Raw genomic sequence first — 17,089 nt, forward strand, 5'->3', positions numbered from 1 at the left:
CCCGTTACGCACCCGCCCCCGATCAGGAAACCCTGAACACCGGGGACGCGGGTTCCCGGGTGGCCTGCGGTGTCATCGGCGCCAGCTGAGTCGCGTGACATCCCGGCTTCGGCCTGGATGCCGGTGCGCTGCCGCGCACTGCGGCCTGTGGTTGGATCGAAACCGTGGTAGTTCCCTTTCCCGGTTCGCCGCGGCCGACTCTGGGCGTCGAGTGGGAGATCGCGCTGGTCGACAGGGTCACGCGGGATCTCTCCAACACGGCCGCGGAGGTATTCGACGCGGTGGCGAATCTCGCCGGTCCCGAGGATCCGCGGATCACCAAGGAGTTACTGCGCAACACCGTCGAACTCGTCACCGGTATCCACTCCACCGTCGGTGAGGCGATGGACGACCTCGATGAGTCGCTCGACCTGTTGCGGCGGGCGGCGAACCCGCTCGGCGTCGATCTCATCTGCGCGGGAACGCACCCGTTCGCGCAATGGTCGACCCAATTGGTCACGCGCACACCGGATTACGACGAGCTGATCGAACGCACCCAGTGGTGGGGCCGTCAGATGCTCATCTGGGGTGTGCACGTCCACGTCGGTGTGTCCTCGCCGCAGAAGGTGTTCCCGATCCTCAATGCGCTGCTGCAGCGGTACCCGCACCTGCTCGCGCTGTCCGCGTCCTCACCGATGTGGGCCGGCGTCAACACGGGGTACGCGAGTAATCGTGCGCTGATGTTCCAGCAGCTCCCCACCGCGGGGCTGCCGTACCAGTTCGCGAACTGGGGGCAGTACGAGGATTTCATCAGCGACCAGATGAAGACCGGTGTGATCACCAAGGTCGGTGGGATGCACTGGGACATCCGGCCGGCGCCACGGTGGGGCACCATCGAGGTCCGCGTCTTCGACGGCATCTCCACCCGCGCTGAACTCAGTTCGCTCGTCGCGCTCGTGCACTGCCTGATCGTCGACCTGGACCGGCGTTTCGAGGCAGGTGAGAATCTGCCCAACCTGCAGCCGTGGCACGTGAAGGAAAACAAGTGGCGGGCCGCGCGGTACGGGCTCGACGCCGAGATCATTCTCGACCAGGACAGCAACGAGCGCCTCGTCACCGACGACCTGAACGACCTGCTCGAGAAGCTGGCCCCGACCGCTGTGCGTCTCGGCTGCGCGGACGAACTGGCCGCCGTGGCCGAGATTCCCCGTCGTGGCGCTTCCTACCAGCGGCAACGTCAAGTCGCGGAGGCGACCGGCGGTGACCTGGTGGCCGTGGTCGATGCGCTGGTGAAAGAGCTCGGGACCTGAAGGACGGTCTCGGGCAGGACACTCGTCCACTTCCCGTTCACGTGTTGTTTACACTTGGCGGGTGTCGATCGACGATGTTGCCGTTGTACGGCCGGGTGGGCCCGTCGATCGATCCCGCATGTTCGCGGCGGGCGGGGCGCTCGGGGTGGCGATCCTGCTGGTGGTCGTCCAATTGGTCGCGTCCACACAGGGTTTCCAAGGCCCCCTCGAAAGCCTGTTCCACGACTATGTCCTGACCCCCAAGTCGGCGTCCGTCCCGTGGGCAGGCCTCGCGCTCGCGATGGTCGGGCTCACCAATCGCCAGCGCGTCGTGGCACTCTCCGCCGCGGCCGGTATCGATGTCGTGGTCGCCGCGGTGCGCTATCTGTCCGGTGGCCCGCTGACCGTCGGCAACGGCGCGACCTGGGTACTCACGGCGGTGGGCGTGTATGCGGCGGTCCGATGGACCGGCGACCAGCGGCGCAGCGCCCTCAGGGGTGTCGGACTTGGTGCGCTGCTGATTCTCGCGACCAAGTTCGGTGACGCCTGGCTGCAGGTCACGATCATGGCCGGGCCGATGATCCTCGACGAATACGCGCAACTGGCCGATCACGCGCTGGGCAGCCCCTCGTGGCACCTGGGGCAGTTCGTCGACGCCCTCGGACCCGTCGGCTACGGCATCCTCCACTGGGTCTACATCGAACTGCCGGTCGCGGCCATCGCGGTGGCCGTCTACCAACTGCGGAACGGCTGGCCGTCGCACTACCTGGTCCGCACGTTCCTGTTGATCGGTCTCATCGGTCCCGTCTTCTACGTGCTGTTCCCGGTGGTCGGTCCGATCTTCGCGTTCGGCACCGAGGGGCAGGGGTTCCAGGTCAGCGACTACTGGCCCAACCTCGTCCCGACACCCGACTTCGCGCCCGAACCGATGTCGTTCGACTCGGCGACCCCCCGCAACTGCATGCCGAGCCTGCACACGGCGTGGGCTCTCGCCCTGTTCATCCACTCCCGGCAGGGCGCCTGGTGGCTGCGGCTCGGTGGCACGTTCTGGCTGGTGTGCACGCTGACGGCGACCCTCGGGTTCGGCTACCACTACGGCGTCGACCTGGTCGCCGGAGCCGTCCTGTGCCTGACCATCGAATCCGCGTTGCGCGACCCCGAACGGGGGTGGGGCTGGTTCCGGGTCCGCCTCGTCGGAGGCGGCGCGCTGGTGCTGGCCGGACTGCTGCTCAGCTACCGCTACCTCGCAGTGCCGATGGGCCGATTCCCCGAGGTGTCCGGACCACTAGTCCTCGGTGCCCTCGCCGCGATGAGCCTCGGGTTCTACGCGACGTTCTTCGCCCGGCCCGACACCGCACTCGCACGGTGGGGCAGCGGCGCCAAGGCAGCGGTCACGGACGTTCTGGCGGCTCCAACTCGTTGATCATCAACAGCCCGTCCTGATCTCGCTGCTCCCGGTACGCCACCCGGCCGACGCTGTGCGCGATGACCGGCGCGGTGAACAGGGTGAAGATGCCGACGAGGATCAGCATCCAGATGTCGACGTTGCCACGCAGTTCGAGGACGGCGCCCGCGAGAACCATGATGAGACCGACCACCTGCGGTTTGGTGGCGGCGTGCATGCGGCGCAGGGTGTCCGGGAATCGGACGATGGCGATGGCGGCCGTCAGCGCGAGCAGCGAGCCGCACAGCATGAGCGTGGCCCCGATGACGTTCAGCACGGTGGTCACGACTTGTCACTCACCCGGAACCGGGCCACCGACACCGAACCGATGAACCCCACCAACGACAGCGCGACGATGGCGGGCACGATCGTCGTGTCGCCGGTGTACGCGGCCCACACGGCGAGCCCGCACATCGCGAGCGCGATCAGGGTGTCGAGGGCGACGAGGCGATCCAGCGAGTTGGGCCCGTCGAGCAGCCGGAACGTCGTCAGAACCCCGGCGACGACCAGGACGATTCCGGAGATGACCGATACGACTGTCATGAGCTGCCCTCCTGAGTGGGGTCGTCGTAGTGCAGGTCGCGGTTGTGCCAGGGGCTCGGTTTCCAGTCGGAGTCGCGTTCGAACGCCTCGATGAACAACCGTTCCAACTGTGCGACCGTGCGGTAGAACTGGCTGACCGCCTTCTGCGAACCTATGTCCAGGACGTGCACGTAGACGATCCGCCGTACCTGGTCGATTTCGAGGACCATGGTGCCCGGAATCAGGTTCAGTACGTCGATGCACAGGGTCAGGACGAGGTCGGACTTGATTCCCAGCTGGTAGCGCAGGACCCCGGTGACGGGCGGCGGCCCGGGCCGGAGTGCGAGATAGGCGATCTGGAGGCTCGACTGGAGCGAGTAGTACACGAACATGACTGCCAGCCGGAGCAGTGGCAGGACGTGCACCCGGCCCTCCACGGGCACCCGCGGCAGCGGCATGAGCACCATGATGAGCGCGCCGACGGCGAGCCCGCCGAGGCTGTTGCCCCAGCTGACGTTGCCCCACAACAGGATCCACACCGCCATCAGCCACAGCAGCGCGCCGAACTGGAGAAGTCTCTCGCGTTTCATCGCGGTGCCTCCTGCGCTTCGCCGCCGGGGTGACCGCCGAGGACGGCGTCGATGTAGATGGACCGGTTCTGCAGATCGCTCGCCGCGCGATCGCTGATCTGGATGATCTGGCCGGCGAACACCGTCATCGCCAGCCCCACGGCGACGAGGGCGACGGTGGGGATGAGCATCATCGCGGGGATACGGCCCACGTCGGCGCGGTCGTCGAACGAGATGTCGGCCTCGGACTCGTCGAGCAGCGCCGACGGGCTGACGTCCGCGAGGTCACCCTCGGGGGCGTCGGCGCGCGCCCGCCAGAACGCCTTGGTCCACACACGTGCGACGACGTACAGCGTGAGGAGGCTGGTGAGGGTTCCGCCCGCGACGAGGATCCACGCCAGCACGCTCGCATCCGCCGAGCCGGCCTGCAACAGCGCGACCTTGCCGATGAACCCGGAGAACGGGGGGATACCACCGAGGTTGAGGGCCGGGACGAGGAAGACGATGGCCAGGACGGGGCTCGCCGCGGCGAGCCCGCCGAGCCGTCGCAACGACGACGATCCGGCCTGGCGTTCGATCAGACCGACCACCAGGAACAGCGTGGTCTGCACGAGAATGTGGTGGGCCACGTAGTAGATGGCACCCGACAGCCCCGACTGTGTGGACAGCGCGACACCGAACACCATGTACCCGATGTGGCTGACCAGGGTGAACGACAGCAGACGTTTGATGTCGCTCTGCGCGATCGCACCGAGGATGCCGACGAGCATCGTCAGGAGGCCGCACACCATGAGCACGTTGTCGAGTTCGCCCTCCGGGAAGAGCAGCGTGTGCGCGCGGATGATCGCGTACACACCCACCTTGGTGAGCAGGCCGGCGAACACCGCGGTGACGGGCGCGGGCGCGGTGGGGTAGGAGTCGGGCAGCCACGTCGACAGCGGGAACACCGCCGCCTTGATGCCGAACGCCACGAGCAGCACACCGAAGATGGCGGTGCGCGTTCCGGACGGGATGCCGTCGAGGCGGGTGGCCATGTCGGCGAGGTTGAGCGTTCCGGTGGCTGCGTAGGCGAACGCGATGCCCGCCAGGAAGATCAGCGACGACACCATCGACACCATCACGTACGACACGCCCGCACGGACACGGTCTGCGCTCGCACCGAGCGTCAGCAGGACGAAGCTGGCGGCGAGGAGCACCTCGAAGCCGACGTACAGATTGAACAGGTCGCCCGCCAGGAACGCGTTGGAGATGCCCGCCGTCAGCGCCAGATACGTCGGCAGGAAGATCGAGACGGGCTGGTCCTCACTGCCGTCGCGGATACCCTGACCCACGGCGTACGCCATGACGGCGAGCAGCACGATCGACGAGACCACCAGCATCATCGCGGACAGCCGGTCGACCACCAGCGTGATGCCGATCGGTGAATCCCAGCCACCCACCTGAATGGCCGTCGTCCCGTCGCGGTCGGCCAGGAACAGCAGCAGTCCCGACACGACGAGAACACCGATCAACGCGACGAGCGTGATGATCCGCTGGGCACGCGGACGCCGGCCGAGCACCAGCGTGGCCGCGGCGGCGAGCATCGGGACGAGGACGGGCAGCGGCGCGAGGGCCGTGATGATGTGCGGGGAAATGGTCACGACCTCTCCCCGATCCCGGCCTTGTCGGCGTCCTCGTCGTCGTCGAAGTCACCCTCGTGCAGGTCCTCGTAGCATTCGAGGTCCTCGAGGTTCTTCAGCTCTTCCAGGGGAATAGGGTTTCCGTCCTTGTCGAATGCGTCGCCGCTGAAACTCGGCTCGCCGGTGACCGGGTCGTCGGAGCGGTCCCGGTCGGGTGCCTCGGCGGGCGACCGGCGCCGCAGGACCCTGGTGTCCTCGGGGTCGTTCTCGACGGCGTCCTGCGTGGTGATCTTGAACGACCGGTACGCGAGCGCGAGCACGAAACCGGCGATGCCCATCGTGATGACGATCGCGGTCAGGATCATCGCCTGAGCCAGCGGGTCGGCCATCGACTCGTGGATGGACTCACGGCCGACGATGGGCGGATTGCCGTCCGAACCGCCGGACGTGAGGATCAGGAGGTTGATGCCGTTGCCGAACAGCAGCAGTCCCAGCAACATGCGGGTGATGCTGCGCTCGATGAGCAGGTAGACGCCCGCCGACACCAGGACGCCGATGATGACGAGAAATCCGATGTTCGCGCTCATCGCTGGTTCACCTCGATCTGTGCGTCGAGACGTGCTCCGAGACTGCGGAGCACGTCGAGTACGAGCCCGACCACGATGAGATACACACCCAGGTCGAAGAACAGGGCGGTGACCATCTTGACGTGGCCGACCAGCGGCAGCGTCACCTCGAACACCGCGGAGGAGAGAGCCGGGGCGCCGAGGAACAGCGACGCCAGCGCGGTGCCCGCCGCAAGTGTGAGTCCGAGGCCCAGGATCTTGCCCGCGTCGATCGGGACGGTTTCGCCGAGTTCGTACCGTCCACCCGCGAGGTACCGCAGGACCAGCGCGAGACCGGCGGTGAGGCCGCCGGCGAACCCGCCACCCGGCGCGTTGTGACCGGCGAAGAAGAAGTAGACCGACAACACCATGATGGTCGGGAAGATCAGCCGGGTCGTCACCTCGAGGACCAGGGACCGGTGTTTCGGGTCGATGAGGTCGCCGCCGAGCAGCCACGTCGTCTCGGAATGCGACGCCGACGAATCGGCCGTGACCGCGGGGGCGTCGGACACCCGGGGTGCGCTGCCGAAGCGGCGGTTGCGGAACACCAGGCTCGCGACACCCGTGGCCGCCACCAGCAGCACCGAGATCTCACCGAGCGTATCCCAGGCACGGATGTCGACGAGCAGGACGTTGACGACGTTCTTGCCGTTGCCGAGGTAGTACGCCGCGTCGGGGAGTCGCTCATAGATCGGCACCGAGTTCCGCGCGTTGATGGCGTACGCGCCGATCGTGGTGATGGTGGCACCGACCGCGACCGCCAGCAGCGCCCGCGGAATCTTGAATCCGATCGCCCGGCGCTCGTCCACCTCGGCGGGCAGTTTCCGGAACACGAGAACGAAGATGACGAGGGTCAGCGTCTCCACCAGGAACTGGGTGAGCGCGAGGTCGGGGGCACCGTGGAGGGCGAACAGCACACCGCAGCCGTAGCCGCTGAGACCGACGAGGATCACGCTGGCCAGACGGTTGCGCATCACCGTCGCGGCGAGCGCGGCCGCGACCATCATCAGCCCGATCACGAACTGCACCGGCGAATCCCACAACCGGACGTCGGCGCCCGTATTCGTGCCGACGACGAGCAGCACCAGCGGCACCACCACGAGGGTGCCGAGGATGGTCGCCTGGGTCAGCGGGAGCGAACCGCGCTGGGTGGCGCCGGTCAGCCGCATCGACAAGGCGTCCATGCCGCGCAGCGTCGCGTCGTAGATGCGGTCGGCGTTGCCGAGCGGCGGATGCTCGAACCGCAACCGGTTGACCCAGCGCTGCGCCACGAAGAGCGCGGTGCCGACGGCGAACACCAGCAGGGTGAGCAGCAGGGCGGTGTTCACGCCGTGCCACAGTGCGAGGTGGTAGTCGGAGACGCCCTCGGCGGGCAGGGTCTGCGAGTACGGCGTCAGAAGCTTCTCGAGCTGCGGCGCCACGAGTCCCGCCGCCAGGCTCAGTACGGACAGAACGGCGGGCGCGGCGAGAAACAACGGTCCCGGTGCGTGCATGCGCTGCACGGCCGGGCTCGGCCGCGCGAGCCGCTTGCGACCGAAGGCGCCCCACATGAACCGCACGCTGTAGGCGAGCGTCAGGATCGAACCGAACACCACGACGCCGACGGTGACGATCCGCGCCGGGTCGGCGAGGACGGTCGTGCTCAACAGGGAGTCGAATGCGGCTTCTTTTCCGATGAACCCGAGGAACGGGGGAAGCCCGGCCATGCTCGCCGCGGCCAGCGCGGCGACGACCATCAGAGCGGGAGCACGGTCACCGAGGTGCGCAAGTTTGCGGATGTCGCGGGTGCCCGTCGTGTGGTCGATGATCCCGACCACCATGAACAGCGCGGCCTTGAACATCGCGTGGGCGACGACCATCGTCATGCCGGCGAGCGCGGCGTCGCGGGTGCCGAGGCCGACGAGGACCATCATGAAACCGAGCTGGCTGACGGTGCCGAACGCGAGCACCAGTTTGAGGTCGAAGGCACGCATCGCCCGCCACCCGGCGAGGACCATCGTCAGCAGACCGAGCGTGATGATCGTGAACCGCCAGGGCGCCGAGTCGGCGAAACCGGGCGACAGTCTGGCGACGAGATAGATGCCGGCCTTCACCATGGCCGCGGCGTGTAGGTAGCCGCTGACCGGGGTCGGGGCGGCCATCGCTCCGGGCAGCCAGAAATGCAGCGGCACGATCGCGGATTTCGACAGGGCACCGATCAGGACAAGCACGACGGCGACACCGGCGAGCCAGCCGCGAGGTGCGATCTCGATCAGTTCGGACAGGTTGTACGTGCCACTCACCTGGCCGAGGATGATGATGCCGACCAGCATGGCCAGACCACCCGCGGTGGTGACGAGCAGCGCCTGCGTCGCCGCCCGGCGACTCGACGCGCGTTCGGCGTAATGCCCGACCAGCAGGAAGGACAGGACCGTCGTCAGTTCCCAGAATATGTACAGCAGCAACATGTTGTCGCTGGCGACGAGGCCGAACATGGCCCCGGCGAAGGCCACCATCTCGGCGGCGAAGATGCCGAGGCGGGGTTCGTCGTCGGTGAAGTAGCGCGCGCAGTAGACCAGGATGAGCGTGCCGATGCCCAGCACGAGCACCGACATGATCGCGGCGAGCGGATCGAACCAGAAGTCGAGGTCCATCGACAGGCCCGGAGCCCACTCGATGGACACGGTCTGCTCCGTGCCCCAGTTCGCGATCACCCATCCGAGCGACGCCAGCGGGACGAGGGAGAGAGGGTAGAAACCATTGCGGCCGAACTTGCGCACCACAAGCGGAGCCAGAACGGCGGCAACGGCATGGGCGAGCAGAACAGCAAGCAAAAGGCACTCCGTCGGGGGTCAGCGGGCGGCGGGGTGTCGGAACGAAACGAACCGAGTCGTGTAGACCGTTCGCTTAGCTAGCGAACTGGGCTACGGGGTACATCCTACTGGGTCGGTTATTCGGACTCACAATCGCGGCAAATCGGACTAATGGGGCGGAATGTGTTATGGGCGGCCGGCCGGACTGTTCTATCTTGTGACGGTGCCTGCCGAGATCCGAACCGCCGCGCTCGCCCACATCCGCGACCGGAAACTCCTCCAGACCCGATCGGTGGGGAAGACCGCGTTCTACATGGCAGGTGGAAAGATCGATCCGGGCGAGAACGCCGAACAGGCTCTGCACCGCGAGATCCGGGAGGAACTCGACGCCGGAATCGTCGACGGGACGCTCGAACATCTGGGGGTCTTCGAGGCGCCCGCGTACGGACACCCCGAGGGCACCGACCTGCACATGACCTGCTTCCTCGCCGAACTGAGCGCCGAGCCGCGGCCGGCGAGCGAGATCGCCGAACTGCGGTACTTCACCGTCGACGAATACGCGGCCATGCCCGACGTCGCGCCCGGTTCGATGCTCGTGTTCCGTCGGCTGCAGTCGCTCGGCCTCCTCGACTAGCTGCCTTCCGGGGTACTGCGCCGCTCGTGGACCGAGTAGACGCAGAACGCGACGACGAGCAGCATCACGAAGCCGACGAGATGGTCGGACGCGGCGGTCGAGGCAGGCGACGACGGCAGACGGTGTTCGCTGCTCGAGCCCGGGTAGACCACCCGGCTGCGGGGAACGGTGGTCGCCGCCACGAACACCAGCGACGCGAACGGCAATGCGAAACCGAGCACCGCGACGGGCGCCGACCCCGGCAGAGCGGCGGCGAGCGCGAAACCCGTGCCGCAGCCCAGCACGGCCAGCCGGATCAACAACGCGACGCCGTCGTCGCCGAAGTCGGGCCAGATTGCGGCGAGCAGCGGAACGACGGCGGCCAGGCTCAGTCCCCACTGCGGGCGCCGCCACTTCGGCGGGACCCTGACCGCCACCGCGATGCCCGCGGCAAGCGCGACGACGCCCACCGCCAGCAATGCCGTCGCGGGCGTCGTCACCCGCGGAGTCCGGAGGTCGTCGAGGACGAGCACGGCCGCGGCGGTGACACCGGTCGCGGCGAGCAGGAAGCGTCCGTCGATCCCCGGGAACCGGCGTGCGATCAGCACCGTGACCGTCAGAATCACGGCGAGCGAGAACGCGACGATCAGCCAGACCGTCAGGGGTTCGCCGAATTCCTGATCGTCGATCCATGCCCCGAGCAACCGGTTGAGCAGGGCGAGAGCCAAGGCGCCGACCAGCGCGGTCAGCAGGGTCTTCCGGTCGGGACGCTGCACCCGGAACTGCGACCGCGCCACCACCGCCGATGCGAGCGCGAGCACGAGAACTCCGATCAGCAGCCACTGCGGGGGTTCGCCGATCGCGGAGGTGCTCATACTCGCGGGCTCGACATACGCGGTGTCGCCGCGCGGTAGTCGCTGCACACTCGCGAGGAGGAACGCGCTCGCCACACCGAGAGTCGACGCCAGCTGCGAAACCCAGCGACCCCACACCGCGGCGACCGCCGCGCCCAGCAGGAACCCGGCAGTCGCGGTCTTCGCGAAGTGCAGGGCGATCAGCGTGTCGACCCCGCCGACGTCCGGCACCACCCAGCGCGCACCGATCAGGGCGAGCGCGCACGCCGCCGCCAGGAGCCACGACACCCGCCGGGAGCCGGACCGTTGCAGACCGGCGACCGCGATGACGGCGAGAACGAGAGCCACCACCACACCCGTCGGCTGGCTGCTGAGCCACCGGTCGACCTCCCGGTCGGACGCGTTGATCGTCCAGGCCCGGTTGCGGGGATTGGTGAGGACGAAACCGGCCAGTGCACCGGACGCGAGAGCAGCCGCGGCCGACAGGGGTTCCCGGAAGTCCATTCGCTCACGGTACTCGAGCGGGTAGGAATGGAAATGGCGAACCCGGCGTTGGCACCGAAGGCGTGCCCGAGAACGACTCCGATCGAATACCACCGAGGCGAGGAGCCCACCTATGACGTCGATCAACGAGAAGGCCACCACCCTGCTGGGACTGCACCAGCCCGGCAACCCCGTCATCCTGCCCACCGTGTGGGATGCCTGGTCCGCGAATCTGGCTGTGTCCGCTGGCTTTCAGGCGCTGACAGTCGGAAGCCACCCGGTATCCGACTCGATCGGCAAGCCCGACAACGAGGGGATCACGTTCGACGAGCTGCTGCACCGCATCTCGCAGATCACCGCAGCGGTGGATCTGCCGCTGTCGGTCGACATCGAATCGGGATACGGGCTCGAGCCCGCCCGTCTGATCGAAGGTCTGATCGGCGCGGGAGCCGTCGGCCTGAACATCGAGGACACGGTCCACAGCGAGGGCGGGCGTCTCCGCGAACCGCAGGAGCACGCCGACTTCGTCGGAGGGTTGCGGCAGGCGGCCGACGCTGCCGGGGTCCACGTGGTCGTGAACGCGCGCACCGACCTGTTCGTCAAGCAGGTGGGCGACGAGTCCGACCGTGTCGACCGCGCGATCGCTCGGCTGAAGCTCGCCGCAGAGGCCGGCGCCGACGTGCTGTACCCCGTGGGCCGTCACGACGACGCCACCCAGAAGCGGCTCACGTCGGAGCTGCCGCTGCCCGTCAACGCCATCGGTCTGCCCGATCAGGACGATCCGGCGAGCTTCGGGCCGCTCGGCGTCGCGCGGGTGAGCTTCGGCCCGTTCTTCCAGGCCGCCCTCGCCGCACACGCGGCCACGCTGCTCGGCCGCTGGTCCTGACCCGTGAGTACTTGTTAACCGCGGGCGGTTAACAAGTACTCACGGGCGCGTCAGCGCATAGGACTCGAGGTGCGCCACTTGCTCGGGATCGAGTGAGGGGCGCACCTTTTCGCGTGCCTCCGCCACGTCGGCGGCGGAGACGTCGGCTGCGTCGATGTTCCGGCGCATGGCGGCCAGCGCGGCTTCCCGCAGCAGCGCCGAGCAGTCGGCGGCCGAGTAGCCGTCGAGGTCGTCCGCCAGGGCGTCGAGGTCGACGTCGGCGGCGAGCGGCACCGACTTCCCGGACGTCCGCAGGATCGCGCGGCGGGCAGCACCGTCCGGCGGCGGCACGAACACCAACCGCTCCAGGCGGCCGGGCCGCAGCAACGCCGGGTCGATGAGGTCGGGCCGGTTGGTGGCGCCGACGACCACCACGTCGCGCAGCGGTTCGACGCCGTCGAGTTCGGTGAGCAGTGACGCCACCACCCGATCGGACACCCCCGAGTCGGAACTCTGACCGCGGCGCGGCGCGAGGGCATCCACCTCGTCGAGGAAGATCAGCGACGGGGCCGAATCCCGCGCCCGCTGGAACAGTTCGCGGACCGCCTTCTCGGACGCACCCACCCACTTGTCCATCAGTTCGGCGCCCTTGACGGCGTGCACGCTCAGATGTCCCGAACTTGCCAGCGCCCGAACGAGATAGGTCTTGCCGCAACCGGGCGGGCCGTACAGCAGTACTCCGCGCGGGGGATCGACCCCCAGCCGGGCGAACGAATCCGGGTGCTGCAACGGCCACAGCACCGCCTCGGTCAGCGCCTGCTTGGTCTCCACCATGTCCCCGACGTCGTCGAGGGTGACACTGCCGATCGCGAGTTCCTCGCTGCCCGACCGCGACAGCGGGCGGATCACGTCGAGCGCGCCGAGCAGGTCGTCCTGGGTGAGCGCCGGGTCGACGGGTTTCCTGGCCGCGCGTGAGGCGGCACGCAGGGCCGCTTCCCGGCACAGCGCGGCGAGGTCGGCGACGACGAATCCCGGTGTGCGGGCCGCGATCGCGTCGAGGGCGATGCCGTCGGTGGGGACCTTCCGCAGAAGCAGTTCCAGCAGCGCCCGGCGGGTGGAGCCGTCGGGCAGGGTCAGGGTGAGTTCGCGGTCGCACAGGTCCTGTCCGCGCAACCTGGCGTCGACCGACTCCGGGTGCGCCGACGTCGCGACGAACGCGACCCCGACGGTGTCGACCGCGCGGCGGAGCTGTTCGACGATCAGCGCCGACACCGGCTCCGGCGTGGCGGGCAGCAGGGCATCGATGTCGGTGATCAGCAGGACGCCGCCGCTGCGGATCGCGTCGACCGCCGCGGTGACCCGCTGCAACCGTGAGTCGGCTTCCAGCGCGCCGGCACTCGGCCCGTCGAGTTCGACGACTCGGCGGGAGGCGAGCACCGCTCGGGCGAGCGTCGCCTTCCCGACGCCTGCGGGCCCGGTCACCAGGACGCCCAGATGCGGTGAGGCCCCGAGTTTGCGGAGCAGTTCGGGTTCGTCGAGCGCCAGTCCGAGCCATTCGGTGAGTTTGGCTGCCTGGGTGTGGGAACCGACCAGGTCCTCGACCGGGACCGGGGGAACTTCCTCGGCGGGCCGGACAGGCGGCGCGGGCAACCGGGACGGAGTCGCGGACACCGTCGCGCGCACACCCTCGCCCCATCCGACCGCGGTGTTGGGCTGCACGCTCACCGGACCACCGGCCGGGTCGACCCCGCTGACGGTGAGCAACTCGGATGTCCACGCGACCCCGAACGTCCGGGACAGTGCCTGCGTGGCGGGGGCGGTGCTGGTTCCGGGGCCCAGATCGCGGGGGAGCAGCGACACCGTGTCGCCGACGGTGAGGACCTTGCCGAGCAGGGCGTGACGCAGCGTGACGTCGGAGACGGAGTTGACGGCCAGGTTCGAGCCGCTGACCGTCACCGTCTTCCCGCCGTACACCGTCACCGGTGTCACGACGACCGTGCTGTTCTCGGTCAGCCCGGCGTTGGACAGGGTCACGTCGTCGAGGAGCGCAGTCCCGGTGGGCGTTCCGGACGGCGCGCGACCTGCCACCGCGGCGGTGCGGCGCGCGCCGACGAGGGCGATAGCGTCCCACTCGCGGAGGCCGAGCGCGGCCAGGGCTTCCGGATGCAGCCGGACCACACCGCGCCGGGTGTCGGCGGCCGAGGTGTTCAGTCGGACTGTGAGCGCGAGTTCCGGTGAGGTCACGTCGTCGAGCCTACGTGCGGGAGCGAACTATCGGGCCGGCCGGCGCAGTCCGAGCCGTGCGGCGGATCGCCTGCCGCGGGCGTCCGGCTGACGCCGGATGGCCCGCCGCTCGGAGGGCTTGATGTCCCACGTCTCGGGCCGCGCGGCCACCCACCGCTTCGAATGGACCGCGAACGGAATGTGCCCGAGGTACACCGCGACGAGCGCGATCAGCAGGATGTACGGGTAGGTGACCAGAGCCGCCGCCGCGAGCGCCACGAGGACGAGCAGACCGGCAGCCATGTGCGGCGGCACCGACACCGTCTTCAGCGCCAGCGTGGGGATCCGGCTGACGATCAGCGCCGCGGAGATCACGGTCCACGCCACGACGACGGGGTACGACGACCACCAGCCGTCGCCCCACTGCGCCGCGGCAGCCAGCGGGGTCAGCGCGACCAGCGCACCCGCGGGCGCCGGGACCCCCGTGAAGTACTCGTTGGCGTAGCCCGGCATGTCGTCCTCGTCGAGGAGCGTGTTGAACCGGGCCAGCCGCAGCACGATGCTCACCGCGTAGATCAGGGCGATGATCCAGCCGAAACTCTGGCCGTCCAGCAGCGTGACATAGAGGACGAGGGCCGGTGCGACGCCGAACGAGATGGAATCGGCAAGCGAATCCAGCTCCGCGCCCATCTTGCTGGTGGCGTCGAGCATCCGTGCGATCCGGCCGTCGAGCGAGTCGAGGACCGCGGCCGCACCGATCATGGCCAACGCCGTTCCGAGGTCGCCGTCGAGCGCAAACTTGACCGCGGACAGCCCCGCGCACAGCGCGAGGATCGTGACCACGCTCGGCAGGAGCCGGACCGCCTGCTTGGGTCGACCCCTCCGCTGTCGCTTCGCGTTGGCGATCACGGCAGTTGAGCGATGACGGTCTCGGCACCGATCGTCCGTTGCCCTCGCTCGGCGAGCAACGTGGTGCCCACCGGGAAGTACGTGTCGACGCGGGAGCCGAACCGGATCAGGCCGTACGTGTCACCGATCGGGAGGGTATCGCCGACCTTGGCGTCGCAGACGATCCGGCGGGCGAGCAGACCGGCGATCTGCACGACGGCGACATCGTGGCCCTCCGAGGTGTGCAGCAGCATGCTGTTGCGTTCGTTGACCTCGCTGGCGTCGGCGAGGTCGGCGGAGAGGAACTGGCCCGGCCGGTGGACGACCTTCCTGACCTCACCGCCGACAGGACTGCGCTGGACGTGCACATCGAGCACGGACAGGAAGATGCTGACCCGGGGGAGCGGCTCGGTGCCCATGTCGAGTTCGGACGGCGGGACCGCGGAGTCGACGAGCGCGACCTCGCCGTCGGCGGGCGCGACCACGACGCCGACACGGTTCGGCGGTACGCGGTGCGGATGCCGGAAGAACGCGGCGCAGGCCGCGGCGGAGGTCAGCGCTCCGCGCCGGACCCACTTGCGCTTGCGACCGAGGACGGCCACACCGAGTGGCGCGAGGACGAAGGGCAGCCCGGCCGGATGTAGGGGCGGAACTGCTCCGCGGACGAGGTCGACGATATGCCCGACGCTCGTGGGTTGCGGGGTTCCGGGGGGTGTGGGCTTGCGTGCCACGGGCTCCTCTAACTGTGTCGGACGGACGTGCTGCCTGCGCGCCATCGCGCCGCACTCACAGATTACGTGAGCGCTACCGGCTGCAACGGCATCAGGAGAGAGTACGCACTCGCGGGGTCCGATGTGTGAACGGATCGTGGCCGGATGGCGAGCGGCGTGATGGGTCCACCCACCTGGAACGTCAACTGCTCACCCGGCAGCGCATCGACGGCTTCGAGGAGAAAACCGGCGTTCACCTGCACATGGAAGCGCGCGGGCTGCTCCGTCGCCGGGCTGCCGACGACGATCTCGCCCGACTCGAGAACACCGAGATCCACCCGGTCGCCGGCGTCCGCCAGGAGTGCGCGCAAGTCCGCCGAGGAGAAGGTGTGTTCGATTCCGCGGTCGAGGGGCGACAGACTGCGATGGTCTGGGAACGCGCCGTCGACGAGGCGGGTGGTGAGCTGCTCGGCGCCGCAGCGGAGGGTGACGCCGACGCCGACGCCGACGCCGACGACGACGGTCACCGTGTCGTGGCGACCCAGCAGTCTGGCCGCGTCGTCCAGGAACGTGCACGGGACGACGGCGGAGATCGGTTCGTCCGGCGGTTCGAGGACGGCCACCGTGCCGACCGCCAGCCGGTAGCGGTCGGTGGTGACGAGCCGCAGCACGTCGTGGTCGGTTTCCAGGAGGCAGCCGCGTAACACCGGGAACTGCGAGTCGGCGTCGGCGGCGAACCGCACCGAGCCGAACGCGGTGAGGAGGTCGGTGGTGCGGAGGACGATCGTGCACTCCCGCGCCGCTCGCGCGTCGAGCAGGCGGTGAATTCTCGTCAGTTCGTGCCGGGCGTCGTCCAGCCCCTTCTCGAGCCGGCCGAGATGCCGGTCGAGAAGTCCGTGGGCGTCCGTGCCGCTCAGCACGGCCGCCATCTCCTTCACGGGCATCCCCACCCGGCGCCTCGCGGCGACGAGGACCGCTGCGTCCACGTGCTTGTCGGCGTACCAGCGGTAGCCCGTGCGCGGGTCCACCACGTGCGGGGTGAGCACGCCTGCCTTGTCGTAGAACCTCAGCGCGCTGACCGACAGACCGGACGACCGGGCGAGTTCACCGATGCTGAGCACGGTGCTCACTCTGCCCCTGCGGTCCGACAGCGTCGGCGTCGAGTTCTGCGCGGAGTCGCTCGACGGCCCCGCGGATCGTCCGTCCATATCTGTTTTCGGGGAGGTGTTCGCAGCTCTGCGCGGCCCGATCGAGATGGTGGCGTGCCTCGGACGACTGGCCGAGCGCGTGATGAGCGGCCGCCACGTTGAGGTGCAGCGACGGGTAGAACCCCGCGACCCGGAGCGAGGAGTGGTGCTGCCGAGCTCGGTCGTCGGTCAGCGAGTCGGCGGCGGCGAGGGCCCGCAGATCCCAGCGCAGCTCCTCGGCGGGGTCGGTCTGGACGTCCGCCAGGTAGTGGGCCAGCGTGACGACGTGCAACGGGTCCGGTGTGTCGTCGCCGGGACCGGCGAGGGCGTCCCACACCTCCTCGAAGATGCGTCGGGCGCCCTCCCGGTCACCCGTCACTGCCAGTTCCTGTCCTTGCGCGATCCTCGCCATGACGGCGTCCGGTGTGTCCATGCGGACCACGCTGA

At 68.8% G+C, this 17,089-nt stretch carries 16 protein-coding genes and 1 pseudogene; 5 read left to right on the plus strand and 12 right to left on the minus strand.

The features are described 5' to 3' along the window. The 3 genes and pseudogenes from G9373_RS46305 to G9373_RS08645 all read left to right on the plus strand — a co-directional run. Positions 1-89, plus strand: a pseudogene (locus G9373_RS46305) (superoxide dismutase family protein); the annotation flags it as partial. A 75-nt stretch (positions 90-164) separates the two neighbouring features. Continuing rightward, positions 165-1,289, plus strand: coding sequence for a glutamate--cysteine ligase (locus G9373_RS08640; RefSeq protein ID WP_005563830.1), 1,125 nt, complete (start codon positions 165-167; stop codon positions 1,287-1,289). Between the two features lie 118 nt (positions 1,290-1,407). Next, entirely contained in the window at positions 1,408-2,691 is a 1,284-nt protein-coding gene (locus G9373_RS08645) for a phosphatase PAP2 family protein (RefSeq protein WP_054245721.1), read from the plus strand. Here G9373_RS08645 and mnhG read toward each other — a convergent pair. Genes mnhG through G9373_RS08675 form a run of 6 tightly spaced genes read right to left on the minus strand, consistent with a single transcriptional unit; the run spans position 2,660 to position 8,840 of the window. Beyond that, positions 2,660-2,998, minus strand: coding sequence for a monovalent cation/H(+) antiporter subunit G (mnhG, locus tag G9373_RS08650; protein ID WP_005264391.1), 339 nt, complete (start codon positions 2,996-2,998; stop codon positions 2,660-2,662). The genes G9373_RS08645 and mnhG overlap by 32 nt on opposite strands. Then, positions 2,995-3,255: a monovalent cation/H+ antiporter complex subunit F gene (locus tag G9373_RS08655; RefSeq protein ID WP_005264390.1), complete on the minus strand. Its 261-nt coding sequence runs from the start codon at positions 3,253-3,255 to the stop codon at positions 2,995-2,997. The genes mnhG and G9373_RS08655 overlap by 4 nt, the downstream gene beginning before the upstream one ends. Then, positions 3,252-3,824, minus strand: coding sequence for a Na+/H+ antiporter subunit E (locus tag G9373_RS08660; protein WP_005563825.1), 573 nt, complete (start codon positions 3,822-3,824; stop codon positions 3,252-3,254). Before G9373_RS08660 ends, G9373_RS08655 begins: the two co-directional genes overlap by 4 nt. Beyond that, the gene (locus G9373_RS08665) at positions 3,821-5,443 is read right to left on the minus strand and encodes a Na+/H+ antiporter subunit D (protein WP_005264385.1); all 1,623 of its coding nucleotides are present in this window, start codon (positions 5,441-5,443) and stop codon (positions 3,821-3,823) included. Before G9373_RS08665 ends, G9373_RS08660 begins: the two co-directional genes overlap by 4 nt. Further along, positions 5,440-6,009, minus strand: coding sequence for a Na(+)/H(+) antiporter subunit C (locus G9373_RS08670; protein WP_005264384.1), 570 nt, complete (start codon positions 6,007-6,009; stop codon positions 5,440-5,442). Before G9373_RS08670 ends, G9373_RS08665 begins: the two co-directional genes overlap by 4 nt. Next, positions 6,006-8,840, minus strand: a complete 2,835-nt coding sequence (locus G9373_RS08675) for a Na+/H+ antiporter subunit A (RefSeq protein WP_133985036.1) — start codon at positions 8,838-8,840, stop codon at positions 6,006-6,008. Before G9373_RS08675 ends, G9373_RS08670 begins: the two co-directional genes overlap by 4 nt. A 160-nt stretch (positions 8,841-9,000) precedes the next feature. On the opposite strand from G9373_RS08675, the gene G9373_RS08680 reads away from it, so the two are divergent. Next, the gene (locus G9373_RS08680) at positions 9,001-9,453 is read left to right on the plus strand and encodes an NUDIX domain-containing protein (RefSeq protein ID WP_052023934.1); all 453 of its coding nucleotides are present in this window, start codon (positions 9,001-9,003) and stop codon (positions 9,451-9,453) included. On the opposite strand, the gene G9373_RS08685 is transcribed toward G9373_RS08680, so the two are convergent. After that, entirely contained in the window at positions 9,450-10,790 is a 1,341-nt protein-coding gene (locus G9373_RS08685; protein WP_005563822.1) for a hypothetical protein, read from the minus strand. The two genes, G9373_RS08680 and G9373_RS08685, sit on opposite strands and share 4 nt — an antisense overlap. A gap of 112 nt (positions 10,791-10,902) precedes the next feature. On the opposite strand from G9373_RS08685, the gene G9373_RS08690 reads away from it, so the two are divergent. Beyond that, positions 10,903-11,655 (plus strand): isocitrate lyase/phosphoenolpyruvate mutase family protein, encoded by a 753-nt coding sequence (locus tag G9373_RS08690; RefSeq protein WP_005264377.1) that lies wholly within the window; start codon positions 10,903-10,905, stop codon positions 11,653-11,655. Between the two features lie 39 nt (positions 11,656-11,694). On the opposite strand, the gene G9373_RS08695 is transcribed toward G9373_RS08690, so the two are convergent. The 5 genes from G9373_RS08695 to G9373_RS08715 form a co-directional block, all read right to left on the minus strand. Continuing rightward, positions 11,695-13,878 (minus strand): AAA family ATPase, encoded by a 2,184-nt coding sequence (locus tag G9373_RS08695; RefSeq protein ID WP_064080817.1) that lies wholly within the window; start codon positions 13,876-13,878, stop codon positions 11,695-11,697. Between the two features lie 27 nt (positions 13,879-13,905). Further along, positions 13,906-14,766 (minus strand): CDP-diacylglycerol--serine O-phosphatidyltransferase, encoded by an 861-nt coding sequence (gene pssA / locus G9373_RS08700; protein WP_005569664.1) that lies wholly within the window; start codon positions 14,764-14,766, stop codon positions 13,906-13,908. Beyond that, positions 14,763-15,476: a phosphatidylserine decarboxylase gene (locus G9373_RS08705; protein ID WP_054245717.1), complete on the minus strand. Its 714-nt coding sequence runs from the start codon at positions 15,474-15,476 to the stop codon at positions 14,763-14,765. The genes pssA and G9373_RS08705 overlap by 4 nt, the downstream gene beginning before the upstream one ends. A 62-nt stretch (positions 15,477-15,538) precedes the next feature. Next, complete coding sequence (locus G9373_RS08710; RefSeq protein WP_166680622.1) at positions 15,539-16,585, minus strand: MerR family transcriptional regulator; 1,047 nt, start codon at positions 16,583-16,585, stop codon at positions 15,539-15,541. After that, positions 16,560-17,084 carry a hypothetical protein gene (locus tag G9373_RS08715; RefSeq protein ID WP_043793261.1) on the minus strand — a complete coding sequence of 175 codons (525 nt, stop codon included), beginning with the start codon at positions 17,082-17,084 and terminating at the stop codon, positions 16,560-16,562. The genes G9373_RS08710 and G9373_RS08715 overlap by 26 nt, the downstream gene beginning before the upstream one ends. Positions 17,085-17,089 lie beyond the last annotated feature (5 nt).

This window comes from Rhodococcus sp. A14 (assembly GCF_011603105.1).
Classification (GTDB): domain Bacteria; phylum Actinomycetota; class Actinomycetes; order Mycobacteriales; family Mycobacteriaceae; genus Rhodococcus_F; species Rhodococcus_F opacus.